The sequence below is a fragment of the Rufibacter sp. JT3400010 genome, assembly GCF_054956755.1.
Genome location: NZ_JBUDXA010000014.1, coordinates 104,366 through 127,614 on the forward strand (window position 1 = coordinate 104,366; position 23,249 = coordinate 127,614).

General features: G+C 49.2%; 11 protein-coding genes. 4 read left to right on the plus strand and 7 right to left on the minus strand.

Annotated features, from left to right (window positions below; genetic code table 11):
* Positions 1-169: 169 nt before the first annotated feature.
* The 7 genes from ACY0JR_RS13915 to ACY0JR_RS13945 form a co-directional block, all read right to left on the minus strand.
* On the minus strand, positions 170-2,593 hold the full coding sequence (locus ACY0JR_RS13915) for a glycosyl hydrolase family 95 catalytic domain-containing protein (RefSeq protein WP_462634706.1): 2,424 nt from the start codon (positions 2,591-2,593) through the stop codon (positions 170-172).
* Positions 2,594-2,806: 213 nt separating this feature from the next.
* Entirely contained in the window at positions 2,807-5,251 is a 2,445-nt protein-coding gene (gene galB, locus ACY0JR_RS13920; RefSeq protein ID WP_462634707.1) for a beta-galactosidase GalB, read from the minus strand.
* A gap of 144 nt (positions 5,252-5,395) precedes the next feature.
* Positions 5,396-6,253, minus strand: coding sequence for a hypothetical protein (locus ACY0JR_RS13925; RefSeq protein ID WP_462634708.1), 858 nt, complete (start codon positions 6,251-6,253; stop codon positions 5,396-5,398).
* 89 nt (positions 6,254-6,342) lie between these two features.
* Positions 6,343-7,935, minus strand: coding sequence for a RagB/SusD family nutrient uptake outer membrane protein (locus ACY0JR_RS13930; RefSeq protein WP_462634709.1), 1,593 nt, complete (start codon positions 7,933-7,935; stop codon positions 6,343-6,345).
* Positions 7,936-7,954: 19 nt separating this feature from the next.
* Complete coding sequence (locus ACY0JR_RS13935) at positions 7,955-11,029, minus strand: SusC/RagA family TonB-linked outer membrane protein (RefSeq protein WP_462634710.1); 3,075 nt, start codon at positions 11,027-11,029, stop codon at positions 7,955-7,957.
* 47 nt (positions 11,030-11,076) lie between these two features.
* Positions 11,077-13,932 carry a TIM-barrel domain-containing protein gene (locus ACY0JR_RS13940; RefSeq protein ID WP_462634711.1) on the minus strand — a complete coding sequence of 952 codons (2,856 nt, stop codon included), beginning with the start codon at positions 13,930-13,932 and terminating at the stop codon, positions 11,077-11,079.
* A 774-nt stretch (positions 13,933-14,706) separates the two neighbouring features.
* Positions 14,707-18,873: a hybrid sensor histidine kinase/response regulator transcription factor gene (locus ACY0JR_RS13945; RefSeq protein WP_462634712.1), complete on the minus strand. Its 4,167-nt coding sequence runs from the start codon at positions 18,871-18,873 to the stop codon at positions 14,707-14,709.
* Positions 18,874-19,336: 463 nt separating this feature from the next.
* On the opposite strand from ACY0JR_RS13945, the gene lpxD reads away from it, so the two are divergent.
* Genes lpxD through ACY0JR_RS13965 form a run of 4 tightly spaced genes read left to right on the plus strand, consistent with a single transcriptional unit; the run spans position 19,337 to position 23,206 of the window.
* Positions 19,337-20,359, plus strand: coding sequence for a UDP-3-O-(3-hydroxymyristoyl)glucosamine N-acyltransferase (gene lpxD / locus ACY0JR_RS13950; protein ID WP_462634713.1), 1,023 nt, complete (start codon positions 19,337-19,339; stop codon positions 20,357-20,359).
* A 33-nt stretch (positions 20,360-20,392) separates the two neighbouring features.
* Complete coding sequence (locus tag ACY0JR_RS13955; RefSeq protein ID WP_462634714.1) at positions 20,393-21,787, plus strand: bifunctional UDP-3-O-[3-hydroxymyristoyl] N-acetylglucosamine deacetylase/3-hydroxyacyl-ACP dehydratase; 1,395 nt, start codon at positions 20,393-20,395, stop codon at positions 21,785-21,787.
* Complete coding sequence (gene lpxA / locus ACY0JR_RS13960; protein ID WP_462634715.1) at positions 21,784-22,575, plus strand: acyl-ACP--UDP-N-acetylglucosamine O-acyltransferase; 792 nt, start codon at positions 21,784-21,786, stop codon at positions 22,573-22,575. The genes ACY0JR_RS13955 and lpxA overlap by 4 nt, the downstream gene beginning before the upstream one ends.
* Positions 22,565-23,206, plus strand: a complete 642-nt coding sequence (locus tag ACY0JR_RS13965; protein ID WP_462634716.1) for an ABC transporter ATP-binding protein — start codon at positions 22,565-22,567, stop codon at positions 23,204-23,206. The genes lpxA and ACY0JR_RS13965 overlap by 11 nt, the downstream gene beginning before the upstream one ends.
* Positions 23,207-23,249: the final 43 nt, after the last annotated feature.

Below are 23,249 nucleotides of genomic sequence, written 5' to 3' on the forward strand. Positions count from 1 at the left end.
ATTTTTGAACTACTCCTCTGGATTTAACCCGTTTTCCTGAAAACAGGCCAAATCCAGAATTCGCCTCCGGGCAACATCCATTCACCGATTGTCTCTTAAGAGAAAGTTAGAACGCTTCCCTTCACTAATACAATTATGAAACCACGCAGATGCTCTTTCAAGGCTGTTTTTACTGATTTGCCCTGAAAACCAGTTGCACTTGTTTCCCGGCGGGAAGATTCACCTGAACGTTCTTTCCTGCGCCAATAGATTTGCCGCCAGAAGCTACTTGCATGTTTTTGGGCGCTTGTACCATGATTGTCTGCTTTCTAGGCGACTTCAACACTGCCGTAACTTCCTGTTTGCTCCAGGAAAGTTTCTCTATCTCTATGCCACCTCTGAGCAGCAATCCCGAGATGCTCCCGGTTTCCCAAGCCTCCGGCAACGCAGGCAAAAGCTTCACTAAGCCCGGCTCTGAATACACCAACGCACGCATAATCACCGAGGGGTAACCTCCGCTCAAGTCCATGTTGAACAGAGAGCCCGGGTTATGATATGTACCCAACCCATTAGTCCAGTAGAAGCGCGAAAGCCAGTCAATCAATTGAGCTGTTGTGGGTGCATCTTCCAGATTAGCGGTAACAAAGGCCAGCTGTGCCATCCCGAAGACCATTTCGCCTCCGTTTTCTTTGTAGCGGAACTTCATTTTTTCCTCCACTACTTTGCGCGCTCCCGCTAGTAATTCTGGATTGTTCTTGAAGTCTGGGTCTACCTGGTCATAGAGGCTGTACAGATGTGAGATGTGCCGGTGCTGGTGGTTGTTCTGCAGACCGGGCCTGAGCCATTCTTTCAAGGCACCCGCTTCGTCCAGTTCATAGGCGGGCATCTTGGCGAGCATCTCCTGCCATTTCTTCACCTGGTTTTTATCGGTTTTCAGTTCCTGCGCCGCCGCGATGCAGTTTCTGAGCAGTTGTTTGGCAATCATCACATCCATGGTGGCGTTGATGCTGGCCTGCGATTTATGATTGGCCGGATTATTCTCTGGTGAGTACGAGGGGTTGAATACGTACTTGCCGTCTTGGCCTGTTTTCAGGAAATCCTCATAAAACAAGGCAGACTCTTTCATGAACGGGTACGCCCGCTCCTTTAGGAATTTACGGTCATTGGTGTGCAACCAGTAATCATTGTAGAAATTGGCGGTCCAACCGGCTCCTCCGGTCCAGAGGCTAAGGCACCAGATGGGGTCAAAGTGATTGTCCCAGCCGTGGCTGCTGGTGTGTGACGGCACGTGAATACCCCGCGTCCCGAACATCTTTTTGGCGTTGTCACGGTAGAACTGCAGGCGTTTGTCATGGTAGTCAAAATAAGCGAGCATGAGTTCCGGAACGCGGCTGGTGAGCAGCGCTGAGATGGCGACTTCCACGTTTCCGTCATGGGTGAAATCTGAGGACCAGGCCGGGCTCCAGGTACCGCCCCAGATGCCCTGCAGGTTTGGTGGATTGATGCCGGTGGCTGAGATGATGTTGTAACGGGCGGCATCAAACTGCTTTTCAATGATGGCGGGCGCCACCTTGCCGCTTTTGGTTTTCAGGTTCAGCGCCTCGGTGAACAAGTCCGCATCGGCCCCGCCGCCTAAGTCTAGCTTTACTCTATTAAATAACTCGCCATGCACGTTGCGGTGGCGCGTCACCAAGGTTTGGTAATCCGTTGGCAAAGAACTCAGATGCTTCTTAATTTCGTCTACCTGTGATTGGGCGTAGTTGTAGTTGGCGTTGATTTTAATGAATACCAACACTTCATCGGCATTTTGAACAATGAACTCGTTGCCCTCGGTGCGGGAACTACCGCCTTTTACCTCTACCCGGCCCACGCCTTCGTAGCCCTGCAGACTGCCCGGCCAACGCTTTTTGTAGGCGCTCCGGTAGGTGAGCCATTTGTTATCATTGGCGCCAATGTTCACGCTTTCTACGGTTTTGTTGATCTGTTCCCATTGCGTCCATTCCACTGGTCTTCGGGCGAAGGAAATCCTTCCGTTGATTTTGCCTGTCCCTTTAATGGAAATAACAATGGCACTGTCTGGACGGGACACAAACAGGTGGCGCTGGTAGGTGCCGTTGGCATCGGTCCAGGTGACGTTGGCCTCGCCAGTTTCAAAGTCTACGGTACGCACGTATTTCTGCACATTGGAGGGTTCCATCTGCAGGCGCACGTCAAACGCAGGCACATACGGGTTAGACCACAGATGTCCGCCGTAGCCTTCCTTCATGCTTTGCTCCACCGGAATCTTGGCGGCCTCCTCTCCTTTTCCCTGTAGAATAAGGGAACGGATTTCGTCTAGTCTGCTCGCCTGGTCTATGGGTGGCTTGGGCTCGGTAGCGGGTAAATACAACTGCGCCTGGTTCAGGATAATGGTCTCGTCATGCGGATTGCCCATCACCATGGCCCCCATAGCACCGTTTCCGCTCAACAATGCGTGTTCCCAACTAGGCGCCGGTTGCCAACTCGCAAAGCCTTTCTTAGGCTGGGTAAAAAGGTCTGCCTGTCCGAAGGCCGTGAACTGATTTCCGATTAGAAGTAAAAAAAGCAGCAGAAACGTTGGGTAGCGGTGCAGCATTCGTTTGTTTGAGGTAATAAAGAATTTATTGAAAAGCCCTTTTACCTTGGCAAAAGAGCTAAAATAAGGTATTCTGTTTTGGCCTTATTTTCAGAAAAAAAGGCTTAAAAGGAAGTGTCCGTTTAATAATTCTAACGCGAATCTACCATGAGATGGCTGTTCCGTTTAGGAACTGTTTTCTTAAATATAGCCCCTAAACGGTAAAACCTTCGGTTACTTTTTCAGTTGGATGGTGACCGTAGCCGGAGCCAGACCTTCAGAAGTGGCGGTCAGTTTCACCGTACCGGCTTCTTCCTGTGCTTGCAGAATAGCCAAACAGAGGCCATTGAACGCTTTGCGGTGATTGGCTTTGAAAGGCTCCATGCTGGTCTGCAAGCCGTTGTCTACGCCTGCGATGAAGGCTTTCCCGTCAATGGTGAAGTTGACGAGGTTATCGGCGGTAGGTACCAAATTACCGACTTTGTCCATGATTTTAACCGTGACAAAGGAAAGGTCTTTGCCATCTGCGGAAATTTGGGAACGGTCAGCTTCCAGCACTATTTTGGCGGGAGCACCGGCGGTTTTGATTTCCTTGGTGAGCACTTCTTTTCCGTTGGCGCGGGAAACCGCTCTTAACGTACCTGGTTGGAAAGGTACCCGCCAAAGCACGTGCAGGTCATCGCCTTGTTTCTTGCGGATGCCTTGTGACTTTCCGTTCAGGAAAAGCTCCACTTCATCAGCGTTATTGTAGTACGCCATCACATCCACGGTTTTACCGGGTTGCCAGTTCCAATGCGGGAAAACGTGCAGCACGGGTTTGTTTGTCCACTCGCTTTGGTACATGTAGTACACATCTTTGGGAAAACCGGCTAAATCTACAATCCCGAAGTACGAACTGCGGGCTGGAAAGACGTACGGCGTAGGTTCGCCCAGGTAGTCAAATCCGGTCCAGATGTACTGCCCCGAAAGATAAGCGTGTTTCTTGATCACTTTCCAGGTCTCTTCGTGGGTAGAACCCCAAGGGGTGCTTACGTTGTCATACGCGGAGACGGTGAGGTCTTTGTTTCCCTCATGAAAAGGAATGTCCCAGCGCTTCGGCCACCGGCGAATGCTATCAGCCGGCATGTCATAGTGCCCACGGGTCATCAATGCTGAGACAGTTTCAGTAGCGATAAATTTCTGGCCCGGAAAAGTTTGCGGAAACTTCTCAAAATCCTGGTGGTGGTAGTTGAAGCCAAATAAATCCAGTGCACCTGACTTATAGATGGTGTTGTTGGGGGTTGGCTCATTGATGCCCACGGTTACGGGGCGGGTGGTGTCCAGGCTTTTCACAATATCTACCAGCTCTTTCGCAATGGTGGTTCCTTCCGGTGCCCACTGCTCTGGAATCTCGTTGCCGATGCTCCAGATAAAGACGCTAGGGTGGTTACGGTCGCGTTTGATGAAATCCTGGAGGTCACGTTTGTGCCACTCGTCCCAAGCGTGGCTGTAGTCAAATTTGGTTTTCTCTTTCTTCCACATGTCAAAGGACTCATCCATGACAATAAAGCCCATCTTGTCGCAGAGATCCAGCAGTTCAGGGGTAGGCGGATTGTGCGATGTCCGGATTCCGTTTACGCCCATGGCCTTCAGGATTTCCAGTTGACGCTCCAGGGCCCGCACATTCACGGCGGCACCAAGCGCACCAAGGTCATGGTGGTTACATACGCCATTGATCTTCATGGATTTTCCGTTCAGGGTAAATCCTTTCTGCACGTCAAAGTTGAAGGTCCTGATACCCAGCGGCGTCTCGTAGTTGTCTACTACTTTTCCGTTTTGCTCTACCAGCGTAACTACCTGGTACAAATAAGGCTGCTCCACCGACCACAACGTAGGATTGCTGACGGTTAGGTTCTGCTTTACCTCGGTGAGCGCATTGGCTTGGCCTGATTTCAAGGCGATATTTTCAGAAGAAGCCTTGGACACTTCCTTGCCTTGCGCATCATACACCAGCGTGCGCAAAGTGAAGTTACCGGCTTGCTGCCTAGCATTTCTGATGTTGGTAGTAATGGCTACTGAAGCGGATTGCTCTGACACCTGCGGTGTGGTTACAAACGTACCCCACTGGTCCACGTGCACCGGGTTGGTTTTCATCAGCCACACATTACGGTAGATGCCTGAACCCGAATACCAGCGTGAATTGGGCTGCTGCGAGTTGTCTGCTCTTACGGCTACTACGTTCTGCTCCTGCCCATACTTGAGGTGCGGTGTTAAATCATACCGGAAGGAAATATACCCGTTGGGTCTTTTTCCTAAGTACAGGCCATTTACCCAAACCTCGGAGTTGGTGTACACGCCGTCAAAGTCAATATAAAAGAGCTTGTCTTTATCTTTCGCGTCTAAGGTGAAGGCCTTGCGATACCAGCCCATGCCGCCGGGTAATGCGCCACCGTTGTAGCTGGCCGGGTGCTTCTCATCAAACTTGCCTTCAATGCTCCAGTCGTGCGGCAAGCTTAATTTGCGCCATTGGGTATCATTGAAGCTTGCCTCTTTCGCGCTGGCATTATCGCCTAAGTTGAAAGCCCAGTTTTTGGTGAAATCGGTACGTTCCCGTACGGCTGTTTTTTCAGTGGTTTTACAGGAATCTAAACCCAGGATAGAGAGTACAAAAAGAGTGTATAGGTGCAGTTTTTGCCGCATTATGTTGATGGAGGTAAGACGATGAGTTTATGGGACATTTTAAGAAAATCGGCTGGAAACCATCAGCTTCGCAGATGCTCCCAGCCGATTTTACCTGGCTACAAACTAACAACTAGTTTGCAGCAGATTTTGTAAAAACAGGCGCTAATCCTTCGGCACGAAGTTGTACACTAACAACGCTGCTCCTTCACAAGAGGCCTTGCGCAACACTGCTAACTGCATGGAATTCTCTGTTAAGGAAAGTAATTTGATGTTCCCCCAGTCTGCTACGCAGGCATCACGGCTGGCATCATGCAAGATGGAAGCCCCGGTAACCGTTAAGGTTTTCTTGGCGGCATCTAAGAAGTAAGTACCTCTTTCTGTGGTTTTGCCCGGAATCATGGTATGATTTACCGTTACAGACGCACCGCCTTTCAAACTGAAGGTCATAGTTCCATAGTTGCCATAAGGCATCAACCAGGAATTGCCTTTGTAATCTGGGTTCCAGTTCCAGCAGTCTCCGCCGGGTTTCATACAGGCTCCCTCCCAACCATTGTCGGTGCCATAGAAGAACATAGGACCGTCAAAGTGTTTGGCATCAATGTCCAGAATCCAGGTCTTCTCGTTTCCTGGGCCACCAGACAAGGCGGTCCATAAAGGATCGTTCACGTAGTTGAGGTTGTTCTGGGTAACCTTGATGGTTTTAGCCGGAAGTTCAACAATACCGCCCGCCGTAACCGCCGAAAATTTAACCGTATAGTCGCCTGCGAACGCATACCGAACAGTGTCTACCGTACGCGTGGACCGACCGGTACCGTAATCCCACATGGAAATGGTTTCAGGGGTTTCATTGATTAGAATGACGGTGTTCCCGCCTGGATCAATGGATAAATCCTGCACCACTCTAAAGGAGACCTCTTCTGGAGAGAGCATTCTACCTAGTTCCTGGTCATCGTCCTGACAGGAAATGACACCGAATGTTCCCAGTAACAGGAGTGATAAAATTGATTTTAACCGTTTCATTTGTTTAAAGTTAAATGTTTGGGAGGAAGCGCATCAGGCAAGATATTTCTGCCTAATGCGCTTCCATTCTTTTATGCTACATCATGCAATTACCAACCTGGATTTTGCTTCAGGACTCCGTTAGATAAGGTTATCTGGGTATACGGAATCTGTTGCAAACCTTGGGTTTCCCTAATTTTATTTGCGGTGATTACTTTAGCAGCCGGTGTTCCACCATTCAGCACTGTTGTGCTTTCTGCAATGGCGTTGGCGGCCACATCTATGCCTTGGCGAAGAAGATCCCAGTACCGGATTCCCTCATTGGCGAACTCTAACCTACGCTCGGCCATAATGTTAGCCTTTGACACAGCTAATGGCGTGAAGTTGGTTTTGTAAGCCCGTCTTCTTACCAGATCAAAGTAGTTCTGGGTATTGGGACTACCCAACTCAGCGGCCATCAACAACACGTCTGCGTACCGGATGGCTACATAGTCCTGGAACTGACCAATCATAAAGTTCACGGCGCCATTGTTCACGGGGATGCTGTTACCTTGGGCATCTACCATTGGGCTGTACTTCTTGTTATAGTAGCCAGTGTACTCTCTCTGTTTGCCTTGATTCACGAAATTGATGTTTTCGTCGGCAATGGAAATGATAGAGGCCGCTTTACGGGTATCATTGGTACTGAAGGCACTCCACAGTTTTGGGTTAACGGTTCCACCACCCCAACCATTTCCGTAAGGATAACTGAATTGCTCTCGCATGCCCAACATCACCATCCAGTGGTTACCGTCCGTGTTGCCATTGTAATCGCTGGTGAAGGTATACTTCACGGCAAATACGGTTTCCTTATTGTCTTCACCGGCGTAGTTAGCCACTGATGCGGCAGGCCACAGATTGGCAAAGTTTTCCACCAAGCCATGACCACTGTTCGCGATTACATCTTCTAAGTAAGCCAGAGCCTGTGCTTGGGAAACCGTACTTACTAAATCAGACTTATTGTAGTAACCGGTGTAATACAAATACACCCGGCCAATCAAAGACTCAGCGGCCCATTTGGTTACTCTGCCTCTGTTGCCAACTGCCTGAGCAGCATAATTGGTGGCAGGTAAATTTTCTGCCGCAAATTTCAAGTCTTCGGCAATCAGTTTATATACTTCCTCTGGGGTGGCTTGTGGTACGTTTTCGGTGGTGGGAGCGGTCACCAAAGGGATATTTCCCCACAAACGCACCATGTCAAAGTACAGGAAGGCGCGTAAGTACCGGGCTTCTGCCTCATACGTGGTTCTCAGTTGCTCATTCTCCCCCCAGTTGATCTGGTCCATTTTCCCAATTAAGGTATTGCAACGGAAAACAGCTTCGTAATAGGCTGCCCAGTTGGCACCAAACAGGTTTTGGTCCGCAGGAGAACGGGCTTTGTCAAACTCATCTATCATTTGGTAGCCAAAACCATCTGAGGCACCGGTTCCGCCAAATGCGTTATCTGACATTATTTCCGCAGCCACCGGTAAACTCACTCCTTCAGACCAAATGATCTGTAAACCGTCATAACAGCCTACCAGAGCTCTCAAGGCATCTTCAGGAGTTCGGTAATAGTTTACATCGGTTACGTTTGTGATGGGGTCAACTTCCAGGAAACTATCCTTACATGCTCCTAAGGATAACACACCGGCCAGTAGAATTGCTTTGCTTATATTTTTCATGTGAATAACTTCTCAGGAATTAGAATCTAATATTTGTACCAACCAACATAGTTCTTGGGCGAGGATAATAGCCTAAGTCAATACCTCCGGCAAACCCATTGCTATAGCCAATTTCAGGGTCCATTCCTTCATACTTGGTGAACGTGAAGAGATTCTGCACAGAAGCGTACACTCTTACCTGGCGCAGGTAGCTCTTTTTAATCAGTTTCCCGAAGTCATAGCCCAGTGTGATGTTGCTCAAACGCAAGAAATCACCGTCGTGGATGTATAGGTCTGAGAATTGCGTCCAGTTTCTGTTGTCAGTGGTTACGCGGGGCATGGTGTTGGAAGACCCCGGTCCGTGCCACCGGTCAAAAATGGCGGTAGTAAAGTTGGGATACTGGCTCGCCTGGTTCCGGTAAGATTGTACCAGCTGGTTTCCTGCTACGCCCGATGCCAGCAACGAGAAGTCAAAGCCTTTGTAGTTAGCCGATAACGTGACTCCAAAGGTATAGTCTGGGTTGGGATTACCAATCTGGGTTCTGTCATCATTGTTAATCTGACCATCACCGTTCAAGTCAACGTAGCGCACATCACCGGGTTGGGCACCCGGTTGAATTAAGTCACCTTCTGCACCTCTGTAAGCTGCTACTTCTTGCTCGGTCTGGAAAATTCCGTTTGTTTTTAAGCCCCAGAAGTAACCTATTGGGTAACCGTTCTGCGCTCTGTAGAACTCCAGGGAGTTGTCAAACAACACGTTTGACTCACCGTGAATGATTTGGTCATTGGTAGGGATTTCACGCACGCGGTTCTTGTTATAGGCACCGTTTACGCCAATGTTGTAGTTGAAATCACCAATGTTGCTGTTGTAGGAAAGGGCTAACTCCACCCCGGTGTTTCGCACGTCACCCCCATTGATGAAAGGAGCATCTGCCCCAGCGGTGGCCAGAATTGGAGCTCTGATCAACCAGTCTTTCGTGATCTTGTCATACCAGTCAAAGTTCACACTCAGTTTACCAGCTAGCAAGTTGGCGTCAAACCCTACGTTGGTTTGCTCTGAGGTTTCCCACTTCACATCATCGTTACCCAATCGGCTGATGTAAGCACCCGGAGTAAGCACTCCTTCTTTATCACCGAAGATATAGTTTGTATTGGCAAAGGTCACTAGTGACACGAATTGGTAAGGGTCAATGTTCTGGCTTCCTACTTGTCCCCAGCTAGCTCTAAGTTTGAAGTACTCCAACCAATCACCGGCACCCGATGCAAAGTTTTCATTGGTGATTACCCAGCCCGCAGAAACAGATGGGAAATATCCCCAACGCTGGTTTCTACCAAATCTAGCCGAACCGTCTGCCCGAAAAGTGGCATTCAACAGGTATGTTTCTTTGAAGTTGTAGTTGAATCTCCCGAAGTAAGACATTCTTCTGTCTTGGGCCCAGGGCTCACCCGTCAGGTCAATGGTAGTACCATCTGTATTAGAGGCATTGGTCAGGTAGGCGTGTTCCAGGTCAGCAAGCACCAGGTTGATGTTAGCGCCAGAAAGCTGGGCGCCATCACTTCTGAACGCAGAAGTACCCGCCATCACTTCAAAGTTGTGGTTTGAATTGATGTTGAAGGTATAGGTTAAAAGGTTATCCCAGATAAGAGACTGGCCTTTGCCCTGGAATTGGTTTACCCGCGAGTTGTTGTTGAAGGCATATACAGACAACTTGTACACCGGCGTGAAAGAGCGGCTTTCGCTGGCGCTATAGTCAATCCCGAAGCTGGTTCTGAATCTCAGATTTTTGATGGGCTCCACCACCAAGTAAACATCTCCTAACAGCCGCTGGTTGTTTCTGCGGTTCTGGTTGTCATACACCATCTGCGCATACGGGTTGGCCTCTCCGTTAAACCAGGTAGAATTGCTGTTATCAAAGAAGTTGCCCTCGGCATCATACACGGGTACAAAGGGGCTGGTATTGAAGGCCGCACGCAAAGAGTTGTTGTACTGGTTTCCTACCCTAATCCCGTTTCTCTTGATATAAGAGAAGGTTAAGTGTTCACCAAATTTGATAATATCATTGTAGAAGCTGTGTTCAGAGTTGAAGCGGAAGTTGTAGCGCTCATAGTTGGAAAGGTCTTTTCCGCCTACAATCCCTTCTTGCCCGGTGTAAGAAAGCGCCGTTGAGAAGGTGGACATATCTGTGCCGCCGGTAGCTCCTAAGGAGTAGTTCTGGGTCACCGCATCATTCACAAAAATCTGGTCAATCCAGTCGGTTCCCTCTCCCATAGCGGCAATTTGCTCATTGGTGAAAGCAGGTAGCCGGCCGGAGTTCACATAGGCCTCGTTCATGATGGTGGCATACTCCTGTGAGTTGAGCATATCAATCTTTCTGCCCAGGTTCTGCACTCCTGTATAACCGTCAAAGGTAATTTGGGCAGGTTGGCCTTTCTTACCGGTTCTGGTGGTAATCAACACTACCCCGTTCGCCGCCTGTGAACCATAGATAGCAGAAGAAGCAGCATCTTTCAATACATCAATGGACTGGATATCGGCTGGGTTCAGGTAAGAAATATCACCCGTTAATACCCCATCCACTACATACAAAGGGCTGGCATTTCCAATGGTCCCTACCCCCCGTATCACCACTCTCATGCTTTCGCCAGGCTGCCCGGAGGTGTTGGAGATCTGAACGCCTGCCGCCTGTCCTTGCAACGCCTGCAAAGGATCTGTGGTGCTTTGACGTTGCAAATCTTCGCCTTTTACCTGTACCGTGGCACCGGTTACCAGCTTTTTCTGTTGCACGCCATACCCTACCACCACTACTTCTTCCAAAGCTTTGGCATCAGTTTGTAAGACAATGTTCACCTGGGTTCTGCCATTCACCGCAACTTCCTGCGTGACAAAACCAATGTAGGTGATGACCAGCGTTTCATTGCCAGTGGGCAGGTTCAGTTGGAAGTTTCCCTCCACGTCTGTACCGGTAGCCAGGGTCGCATTGCCTTTCACACTGACGGTGGCTCCAATAACAGCTTCCCCACCTTCCTGGGAAGTAACTCTTCCCCTGACGGTTTGCTGGGCGAAGGCCACTCCGCACAGACAGAGCAGCCATGTAAGCAGTAGGTATTTTCTCATAGGTAATAGAGTGACGTGAATAAATTTTTATAGGATTAGGTAAGGGATTATTTCAGTTTCACAGAGGCCGTTTTACCCGAGTAGGCAATGGTAGCGTCTGGCTTGGCATCAAAAGCTAGGGCTTTGGCTTTGCCTGGCTGCACAAACACCACGTGGAAGGTGCGTTTCTCCAGCATGCCTTTAAAGTCGCCCTGGCGTTTACCTACGCTCAGGGTTTTGGAAGCTTCGTTATAGGTGATGGGAATGGTAGCGAACTTGCCTTGCTCGTAGTTGTAGTTGGTATTTTCGTCTTCGTACAACTCAAAAGAAGCATCCTTGCCGCCGTACACATACAGGGTAATGGTCTCGGCTGGTTTCTCGGTGGTGTATTGCAGTTCTGGTCCGAATGGTAGAATAGAGCCTTCCTTCACAAACAGTGGCATGCGCTCATAGGGAGCGGAGGCAGTGATCTGCTGACCACCTTTCTGGTAGGATCCGTCATAGAGGCTGTACCAACCCGTATTGGCAGGAAGGTACAACTTACGACTAGTGGCCTTCGCTTCATGCACCGGGCTCACCAACAGGCTTGGCCCGAACATAAATTGGTCACTAATGTTTTGTACGTTTTTATCGGTACCAAAGTCCATGACCAACGGGCGCATGATGGTGGAATTCTTATGGTACACTTGGCCGGTAAGCGAATAGATGTAGGGCATCAGGCGGTACCGCAGCTTGTTGTAGTACACCATAGACTGGTACGCCTTGTGGTTTTCCGGAGCAATGTTGTACACCTCACGGTACGGATACTGCCCGTGTGAGCGGAAAAGCGGGGTAAACGTGCCGTATTGGTACCAGCGGGTTTGCAACTCGCGCCATTCTTCCTGCGCTTCTGGCGTCATTGGCCCGCGGTCATACTTGTTTTCCACGAAGAAGCCTCCGATGTCGGTGGTCCAGTAAGGCAAGCCCGACAGAGAGAAGTTAAGACCGGCCGGAATCTGACGGCCCATTTCTTCAAAAGTAGCGGCAATGTCCCCACTCCAAGTGGCAGCCCCGTAGCGCTGCAACCCTCCAAAAGCAGACCGAGTCAGAATGAATACCCGGTCATTAGGATTGGTGCCGCGCTGGCCTTCGTAGATGCCTTTGTTGTGCTGCAATACATAAGCGTTGAAGTACTTATCGGCAGGGCCCAGGTACGTAGGGTTCATCAATGCCTTGCGGTGCTCAATAGAAGAGTTAGAAAGAATATCCGGCTCCGAGGCATCTTGCCACCAAGCATCAATTCCCATTTTATATAGCTTTTCGTTAATCAAGTCCCAAAACATCTTGCGGCCCTCGGGGTTGAAGGCGTCATAGAAGGTAGACACGTAGCCTTTGCCAATCCAGTCTCTGATTTGCTCGTTGATGCTGGTTTTATACAGCAATCCTTTCTTGTCGAACTTTTTATAGGCTTCAATGCCCTCGTAGAACTTAGGCCAGGTAGAAATCATGAGGCGGGCATTGTTCGCGTGCACCTCGTTAATCATGCCTTTCGGGTCTGGGAACCGGGTTTCATCAAATTCCTGGCTTCCCCACTGGTCTTCTTTCCAGTAAGACCAGTCCTGCACGATGTTGTCCAGCGGAATCTGGCGCTTGCGGAATTCTTTCACTACGTCCAGTAACTCCTGCTGGGTTTTATAGCGTTCGCGGCTCTGCCAGAAACCCATGGCCCACTTAGGCATTACTTGGGCTTTACCGGTCAATTGACGATAACCGCTCACCACTTCGTCCATGTTTTTGCCATGCACAAAGTAGTAGTCCATTTTGTCGCCCGCCTCAGAAGAGAAGGCAACGGTATTCAGGTCTTGAGCACTCTGCGGTGTCAAGTACCGAAGCGCCAAATAAGACACGCTTCCGTCTGGATTCCACTCTATTTTAAAGGAATGCTTTTTTCCTTTCTGAAGCGGGGCTTTGAACACCGACATGCCCGGATTCCAGGCTTCGCGCCAGCGGTCTAACAACAACTTATTGTCAACCCATACCTTCACGTAACCAGAGGAAGGCATTTCGAACCGATGGTCACCGGTGACATCACTTTCAATAAAACCTTCCCAGGTCATCAAACCGCCTTCTAAGGAGTAACCGGCCGGATATTTCTTCTGGTCTTCCAGAAACTCATAGTTAATCTCAGATTCCTGACGAACGATGGGTGCTTTCCCGGACTTTTTATCAAACGCATAAGTAGCGGTAAGCCCGCCGGCTTTCTGGTCTTTGCCATACAACTTCAGTTTAGACAGCTGCTGGTACGGGCGTACATCTCCGAACTTGGTGATGGAGTTGTTGTCCCACAAAATGCCGTAGTTTCTGCTGGACACCAGGAAAGGCACCACCGCCACGGAATTGTATTGGGTAAGGTCAACTTGCCAACCTCTGTAGTTCATAAGGCCGGTCTGGTGCTGGCCCAAGCCATAAAAAGCTTCGTCTTTCTCCGCGTTAAATGCTTTCTGCAAACGGTAGCTTGGAATGTTTCCCAGTAATTTTGTTGGGGCGAAGGCTTGCTGCCCTCTGCTGTTTTCCTGCAACAGCACTTTGCCGCTTTTATCAAAGAAAGTAACGGCTCCGTTGTCGGCGCCAACTTCTACCCGCAGGTCTTTGGTGTTCAAGACCAGGGTCTTTCCCTTTTCCTGATATTGCCAATCGGTCTTGGTTTTGTCTTCCAGTACCATAAGGCTGGCTTCTTCGGAGAACTTCTCCACCGGCGAGGCCGATACCTGGATGATGTTGTCTGCCACTACCCGAACCTTCACAACTTTGGGTTGGCCGTTGGTTGGTTTTTCTAAGCGCACCAAAACGCCGTCTGCCAACTTCTGGTAGTTCTTGTCAGCAGGCTGCTTAAAGGAAAACAGCGTCCCGATGAGCGCTAAACAAAGCGTGTTTCTAAGCTTCATTAGTTAAATGGTAAAAGTGAATTTCGTTTTTCCTGCCTGAATGCCGAACCTCTTTTAAAGTCAACTTTTCAGGGGAAAATTAACAGCATGAAGGTAAGGAGGACCTTAGGAGGGCATATGTATCAAATGTTTCCTATCTATGTTGCATCGGTTAACAAATGAAAAAACCGCATTTTTGAGGCTAAAAAGCAGGTTTTATTTTGCAAAATGTTAACAAGGTCACTACTCGCCTCAGTAGCAGGTTATTTTCTGCCTGTTTTTGGGAAAGAAGGTTTAAATGGAGAAGAGATGGTGTTGACGAGAGGATTTCGGCTTGAGGATTAGTAAAGAAAGGAGATTGTTTTAGGACTGTTTTCCAGAAACCAAGCAGAAGCGACAAGTGGCGAAGAGACTTTACTGGCGCAGACACTCGCAGGCCTTGCAGACACTTCGAGGTCTTTTGAGCCGCCGCTCTAACAGTTGGAGACAGAAACTCCCCTCCTAATTTGGGAGGGGTGCCCGTAGGGCGGGGTGGTGAAAGGACGTTTGATGAAGCAACAAACGTAAATGACCAGCCATGCGCCTGTCGCTGCTATGGCAGCGAGGTTAGTCAGAGACTATCCATCATCTGTAGGCACGAGTTGCAAACTCGCGCCAGGAATAAAGAAAGAAAGAAAGAAGTTACGAGGCGTTTAGGAACTACTTTTCGAAAACAAAGCAATAAATGATTGCAAGTTCTTCCTCTTATGCAAATTGCAATGGAACCAAAGAAAATTCTTGCTCAAAAGGGGAATTCTAAGCGGTAGTCTGTGACTGTTTGCTCTCGGCGTAGACAGATGGCAGCACGTGGTACGCTTCCTTGAAGTATTTAGAGAAGTATCTGGGGTTATTGAAACCAACGGCGTAGGCTACCTCGGCTACAGTTAACTGGCTTTTCTCCAGAAGTTGCGCTGCCCGCTCCAATCTTATCTTTCGGATGAATTCTACCGGGGACTGGCCAGTAAGTGCTACAATCCTCTTATAAAGATACACCCGGCTCATGCCTAATTCACGGCTCATCAGTTCCACCGAAAACTCTGACCGGTCTATGTTCTCCTCTACTACTTTGATGGCTTTCTGAATGAGTTTATCGTCTAGCGAGACAATGTCAATAGAACTAGTTTGCACGCTTATTTTCTTTCGGTAGGCCTTTTGCAGGAGTTGGCACTGCGCAATGAGGTTAGACATGCGGGAAAGCAGTTGCTCAAAACTGAAGGGCTTGGTGATATAATCATTAGCGCCAATATCCAAGCCTTTCAGCTTCTGTTCCTCGGCGGTTTGGGCCGTGAGAAGAATGAACGGAATGTGGGAGGTACGAGGGTCTGACTTAATCTTTTTGCAGAAATCCATGCCGTTCAGCTCTGGCATCATTAAATCGCTTACTATCAGGTCTGGCATAGCCGAAAGGGCTTTCTGCCAGCCTTCTTTCCCGTTCTTCGCTTCCAACACCGTGAAATGAGCGCTTAGATTTTCTTTCAGGTAAGTTCTGAAATCTTCGCTGTCTTCTACTAACAATACCACCAATTCGTGCTCAGAAGCAGTAAGAACAGGTTTTGTCTTTTCCGGGGCATTTACCGGAACAACTTCTTCCAATACTTCAGTAAGCTCAGATTCCTCCAAAACAGAACTGCTTACTTTGATGGGTAGGGTGACGGTAAAGCAGCTGCCTTTGCCAATCTCACTCTGTACCTGAATCATCCCGCCGTGAATTTTAACGAACTCCTGGGTAATGGATAACCCAATGCCGCTGCCTTGGTTCACCAGATTATCTGGCACGTCTTCCCGGAAGAAGCGGTCAAATATCTTCTCCTGGTTTTCTTTGGAGATGCCTATGCCGGTATCAGAAACTTTGATTTCCAACAGGTGCAGTCCTGGAGAAGCGGAGTCGTTATCGTGACAGTTAACTTCTACTTTAATGTTTCCGTTTTCAGGCGTGAACTTGAAGGCGTTGGAAAGCAGGTTAAAGAGAATCTTGCCCAGTTTGTCCATGTCAAAAGAAGCATGCAGCTCCCGCACGCTGGTTTCAAAGGACAGATTCACATGGTTTTTCTCCGAAAGGTCTGAAAACGAATACACCGCCTCTTTGATGAACTTGACAATGTTGCCGTGCGAAGGAGCGAAGGCCACTTCCTCCACCTCCAGCTTCCTGAAGTCAAGTAATTGATTCACCAGGTGCAGCAAACGCTTGGCGTTGCGGTTAATCATCTGGAACTGCTTAAACTGCTCGGCATCTTGCGTGTTGGCCAGTAATCTTTCTAACGGCGCCAGAATAAGCGTAAGTGGCGTCCGGAATTCATGGCTGATGTTGGTAAAGAACTTAATCTTCATGAGGTGCAGTTCCCGCATGTGTTTCACCTCGCGGCGCTCCCGCTCCAGTTCAAATTTCTCGTTCGCCTTCTGCTTTTCCATTCTGCGAACCAGCACCAGCATCACAAAAGCTAACAAAAAGTAGGAGATGTAGGCGACATCTGAGCGCCAGAACGGCACCTGTACTTCAATGTTCAGGCTGATGCCTTTTTTGTTCCAGACCCCGTCATTGTTTGAAGCCCTGACCAACAGCTGATATTTGCCGGGGTCTAGGTTGGTGTAGGTGATGCGGCGGTTACTACCATCCGTAGTGAGCCATTCCTTGTCAAAACCTTCCAGTTTGTACTGGTACTTGTTTTTTTCTGAATGGAAGAAGTTGAGTGCGGCAAACTCTACGGTGAACATGTTCTGGTCATGCTGGAGCGTAATCTGCTTGGTATTTGCCAAAGCTTGGGGTAGAATCACGCTGCCGCCTACCTCCTCGCCTACTTTCAAACTTCTGCTGAACAACTGAAAATCAGTAAAGACAATGGACGGGGCTACTTTATTGGTGGTCAATTCTCCCGGCTGGAAAATATTAAACCCATTAGGCCCGCCAAACACCACTTCGCCTTTTCTGGTTAAGTAAGCCGCATTTTCATTAAAGACTTTACCCTGCAATCCATCAGACTCATCAAAGTTGCGGGTCACAAAGGATATCTCCTGCGGCTGCCGGCCCCTGATCTCCAGTTTCGAAATTCCGTTAGGGGTGCTTATCCAGAGGGCATGCTGGCGATCTTCCAGAATGTTCAGGATAATATTATCTGCCAGGCCATTTTCTTTGGTGAAAAGCCGGAAGGAGTTGGTTTTAGGGTCGAAGAGGTTCAAGCCTTCATTGGTTCCTACCCACATATTCTGACGACTGTCCCGGAAAATACTCAGCACCGAATTACTGCTAAGGCTTTTCGGGTTTTGAGGGTCATTTTTGAATTGCACCAGCTTTTTGGTATTCAGATTCAGCACTTCCACCCCAATGTCACCGCCCGTCCAGAGATTTCCTTGGGCATCTTCGGCGATAGCCGCCACATATAGCGCTTCCAAGCCGGGTTTGGTGGCAGACCGGTTGTAGGAATAGAATTTGCCAGTACTAGGCTCCAACCGTTGCAAACCGCCCCGCATGGTTCCTACCCAAATCTGATTTCGGCTGTCCTGAAATAATTCCCACACATTGTCTTGACCTAAACTGAATGGTTCTTGGGCGTTGTGCTTGTAGCGGGTAAATTTCTTCCCGTCAAACTTGTTCAGGCCACCCAAGTAAGTTCCCACCCATAGGTTCTGCTCTTTGTCCAGAAGCAGACTTACCACCACGTTGTTGCTGAGGCTGTTCGGGTCTTTGGGGTTATGCTGGTAGCGGGTGTATTGGCCGGTGCTTCGGTTCCAGTAAAGCAAACCGCCGCCGTTAGTGCCCATCCAAAGATTACCTTTCGCGTCTTCCACAAAGCGGTTAATGTCATCATAGGGCAAGCTTCCTTTCACCAGCAACTGATTTTGGTGGTGCTGGAACCGAAGTAGGTTCTTGTGGTAGTAATTTACGCCTTTCTTGTAGGTGCCCAGCCAAATAATTCCCTCCCGGTCTTTGTAGATGGAGATGAGGCTGTTATGCGAGAGGCTGTTTTCTATTTCGGGGCAGTTTTGGACAAATTGCACCGTAAAGTCTTTCTTGTTGACAATATTAATGCCCCCGTGGTCTGTAGCTAGCCACACGGTGCCGTCTTCGTTCTCCACCACCCCGCGGACTAGGTTGGAGTTTAGTTTAAGCGTAGGCGCATTCTCATGAAATTGCCGTAGGTTTTTAGTGGCCGGATTGTACAAAAAAGCCCCAATGCTTTCATTGGCAGAAAACAGCCACAAATCACCCTCCTGGTCAATAGTTACTCCGTAGGCCATCAACTGCCCCTTGAAAATTTCCTGCAAACCTTTTTCTTGGGCTTCCACTTGCAGCGTTTTGCCATTCAGCTTTTCCAGGAGGCCGTTGGCGTACAGAATCCAGAGGTCGCCTTGCGGCGTGAAGTCAATAGTACTTATCTGCGGGGCAGTGGCAGGAGTTTTGTTTAAAGACGAAAGCTTTACCGGAGTAGTAATTCTGGCTTTAGGGTTGTACCGGGTAAGCCCCCGGCCAGTTTGCAGATACCAGTAGTTGCCAGCTTTATCCTGCAGAATGTTTTCTACCGGTGCTGGCAGCAGGGAATATTTTTTAAGCAACGAGGCATAGTCCCGCTCAAACCTGTCTTCTTTGGGTTTGTAGACGGTAAGCCCCTTCTGCGAAGTGATCCAAATATTACCGTCTGGGTCTTCAAAAAGCTTGCTGATGCTGTTGTCTCGGAGGGAGGCGGTGTTCCGGGAATTATGACGGAAGACCTTTACGCCATAGCCATCAAACCGGTTAAGGCCCGAGGAAGTGCCTATCCAAATGTAACCTTTGCTGTCTTTCAGGAAGCAGTTGACCTGGTTATGGGAAAGCCCGTTGTTGACATCAATGTGCAGAAACCGGCGTTGTTCTTCCATGCCAGCAAACGTACCATTCACGTTTGCCATAAAAGCAACCAAGATACCCACAATATGTAACAGAAAGCGCATCTATCTAATTTAAACTTCATCTGCGGGAAAACAAATATTTTCCCTACCCACCGTCTTCCCTGAAAACTCATGCAATATAGACTTTTCAGCAAAAAAATTGACATTTCTTCTTAGTTCCCGCAATCGGTCACTTTATTTATAGATGATTATTAATAAAACGTCAATTGCAGCACTCCCCCTCCTTCCAGAACCTGAAGGGAGCTATTCTGGAGCCATTTAATAAAAAGCAGGTCCAAAACGCAGATCTGGCATTGTTTCTCGTTATCACTGGGAAGGGACTGTTCCCATCCAGAAACCTTATTTTTGTCGTAGTTTTCAGAAATCAGCTTTAAAACTATTTCAGGGCAAAGCGGAGAAAACTGGTTCAGGTTAGGGTATTATTACTGAAGGGTTTGGGTCTGCTTGGGTAAGTCCTTGTGGCTGAAGATATCACCGTTAAAAATTGTTTCCTTAACTTTGCCCCATGGAATTCACGGTACAACAGATTGCTGACTTACTCCAGGGCCAAGTGCAGGGAGACGGAAACGCCAAAGTAAACAGACTGGCGAAGATTGAAGAAGGCACCCCCGGCGCACTTTCTTTCCTGTCTAATGCTAAGTACGAGCACTATCTCTATACCACGGGTGCCACGGCGGTGATTGTTTCCAAAACGCTGGAATTAAAGCAACCGGTTACCGCCAATCTGATTCTGGTGGAAGACCCATATACTTCTTTCTCTACGTTGCTGGAAGTCTATCAACAAGCTGTAGCCGCTTCACGCCAAGGTGTGGAGGAACCCTGTTTCATAGGCGAGAATTCCACCATAGGTGACCGCCATTATAGAGGTGCATTCTCTTATATAGGAAAAAACTGCAAGATTGGGAGCGGTGTGCACATCTATCCGCAGGTGTACATAGGCGACAACGTAACCATTGGCGACAATACCGTTCTGTACTCTGGTGCCAAAATCTACGCCGATTGCGTGATCGGCTCTTCCTGCACTATCCATGCCGGGGCCGTGATTGGCAGCGATGGGTTCGGGTTTGCGCCGCAGAAGGACGGTTCTTATAAAGCTATTCCGCAGATTGGGAACGTAGTGCTGGAAGATGATGTGAGCATTGGGGCCAACACCACCGTAGACTGCGCTACCATGGGTTCCACCATCATCAGAACCGGTACCAAGATTGACAACCTGGTGCAGGTGGCGCATAACGTAGAAATTGGCCGCCACACCGTAGTGGCTGCCCAGACGGCTTTTGCGGGTTCATCCAAGGTAGGAAACTATTGTACTATTGCCGGTCAGGTAGGTGTGGTAGGCCACGTAAGCATAGCCGACAAAACTATAATTGGTGCTAAATCAGGCATTTCCAAAAACATCAAAGAAGAAGGGACTTTTGTACAAGGAGCACCGGCTTTTGACTATAAACAGAATCTGAGGGCCATGGCGGTTTTCCGGAAACTACCCGAGTTGCAGAAACAGGTAGAGGAACTCAGAGAAAAGCTTTAACTTTAGCCCCTCTTTACCCCTATTTAGTGCTTCATGAACGATAAACAGCATACCATAAAGGCACCGGTGACGGTTTCTGGTATTGGATTGCATACTGGCGTGGTGTCAAACATGACGTTTCTGCCCGCTCCCATCAACCACGGGTATAAATTCCAGCGCATAGATTTGCCAGAACAGCCCATTGTAGACGCTGACGTAGACAATGTGGTGGACCTTTCCCGCGGCACCACCATTGAACAGAACGGCGCCCGCGTAAACACCGTGGAGCACGTACTGGCCGCCTTGGTGGGGTTAGAGATAGACAACGTCCTCATCCAGATTGACGGCCCCGAGCCCCCCATCATGGATGGTTCTTCCATCTTGTTCGTGCAACCACTCCTGGAAGTGGGTCTGGAAGAGCAGAACGCGCTACGTAACTTCTTTGAGGTACCAGAGGAAATCATGTTCCGGGACGGCTCCCGCGAAACCGAGATCGCTATTCTGCCCCTGGATGATTACCGCGTAACCGTAATGGTAGACTACCATTCGCCGGTTCTGGGCTCGCAGCATGCCTCTCTAACCGATTTGCGTCAGTTTAAAGACGAAATCGCTTCTTGCCGCACCTTCTGCTTCCTGCACGAGATTGAAATGCTCTACAAGCAAAACCTGATCAAAGGCGGAGACTTGAGCAACGCCATTGTGGTGGTAGACCGTGTAGTAGAAGACAATGAACTAGATTACCTGTCTGACCTTTTGAAAAAGCCGAAAGTGGCCGTAAAGAAGGAAGGAATTCTGAATAACGTAGACCTGCGCTACAAAAACGAACCTGCCCGCCATAAACTCCTTGACTTAATTGGGGATTTAGCCTTGGTAGGCCGTCCGTTGAAAGGTCAAATTCTGGCAGCCCGTCCAGGGCACGCGTCTAACGTGGCCTTTGCGAAGAAGATAAAGAAATACATCAAGGAAACGTCTGTGAAGAACGTGCCGGTGTATGATCCTAAGAAAACGCCGGTGATGGACATCAACCGCATCATGCAGACGTTGCCGCACCAGTACCCCTTCGTACTCATTGACAAGATTATCCATCTGGATGAAACAACCGTTACGGGCGTAAAAAACGTAACTATGAACGAGTCGTTCTTCCAGGGGCATTTTCCGGGCAATCCTGTCATGCCGGGCGTAATCCTCATTGAGGCCATGGCCCAGACCGGCGGCATTTACGTGTTAAGCACCGTGCCAGACCCAGAAAACTACTGGACGTATTTCATGGGCGTAGACAAATGCCGTTTCCGCCGGAAAGTAGTGCCCGGAGACACCGTTATTTTTAAATGCGAACTGTTGGCACCTATTAAAAGAGGGATAGCTAGAATGCAGGGCCAGGCCTACGTAGCCGGTCAGTTAGTGATGGAGGCCGAGATGTTAGCAAGTATCGTAAGAAAAGACGCATGAACCAGCCACTAGCGTACATCCACCCCGAAGCTAAAATCGCCACCAACGTGGTGGTAGAGCCGTTCACCACCATCTCTAAAAACGTGGAGATTGGCGAAGGCACCTGGATTGGCCCCAACGTGACCATTATGGAAGGTGCCCGCATTGGCAAGAACTGCCAGATTTTTCCGGGTGCCGTTATTTCGGCCCCGCCGCAGGACCTGAAATACAAAGGCGAGCCGTCTACCGTTTCTATTGGCGATAATACCATCATCAGAGAGTGCGTGACCCTGAACCGAGGAACGGCTTTAGATAAAAACACCACGGCTATTGGCTCTAACTGCCTCATTATGGCCTACGTGCACGTGGCCCACGACTGTATCATTGGCAACAATGTGATTGTAGCCAACGGAGTACAGTTAGCTGGTCACATTGTGGTCCATGACCACGTGTTCATTGGCGGTACCTCAGCGGTGCACCAGTTTGTGAGCATAGGCGCGCACGCCATGGTTTCTGGCGGGTCCTTGGTGCGCAAAGACGTGCCGCCGTTCATCAAAGCGGCTCGTGAGCCATTGTCCTATGCTGGCGTAAACTCCATCGGCTTGCGCCGAAGAGGATTCACGAACGACCAAATCACCGACATTCAGCAGATTTACCGCATTCTGTTCATGAGCGGTCTGAACACGGCCGCGGCGGTAGATAAAATTGAGATTGACTTAGCGCCTAGCTCAGAACGCGACGAGATTGTGAATTTCGTGCGGAATTCTGGCCGGGGCATTATCAAAGGCTATCAGCGCGATGCAGATTAAGCTTTCCTCTTTAGGCAAGCGTTTCAATTACGAGTGGATTTTCCGGAATCTGTCCTATGAGTTTGTCTCAGGCAAGGCTTATGCCGTGCTGGGGCACAATGGGTCCGGGAAATCCACTTTGCTTTCTATCCTTAGCGGTTTCCAACTCCCCTCAGAGGGCTCCATCACTTCTTCCTTAGCTGGAAAAGAGATTCCGGTAGATGAACTGTACCGCTCGCTTTCCATGGCAGCCCCTTATCAGGATTTACTGGAGGAATTCACCCTGGAGGAGATGATTCAGTTCCACACCCGCTTCAAGGCTTTACGCGGCATAACGCCCCAGCAACTTCCCGATTTACTGCAGCTACAAGCGGCCAAACACAAACTGGTGCGGGACTTTTCCTCGGGCATGCGCCAACGCTTGAAACTGGGCTTGGCCATTTATTCAGATACTCCCCTTCTATTGCTAGATGAGCCCACTACCAACCTGGACCAGGCAGGCGTAGCATGGTACCTGGAGCATCTGGAGCGGAATAGGGCCAATCGGTTAGTCATCATCGGTTCCAACGTGCCGCATGAATACAGCTTCTGTGACGAGCAACTGCCCATCAACGAGTTCCACTACAAAGTCCCTGAGCGGAAGAGAGGATAATTTCAGTCAGAGTTTAAGGCCTGTTTTACCAAATGTAGAGGCA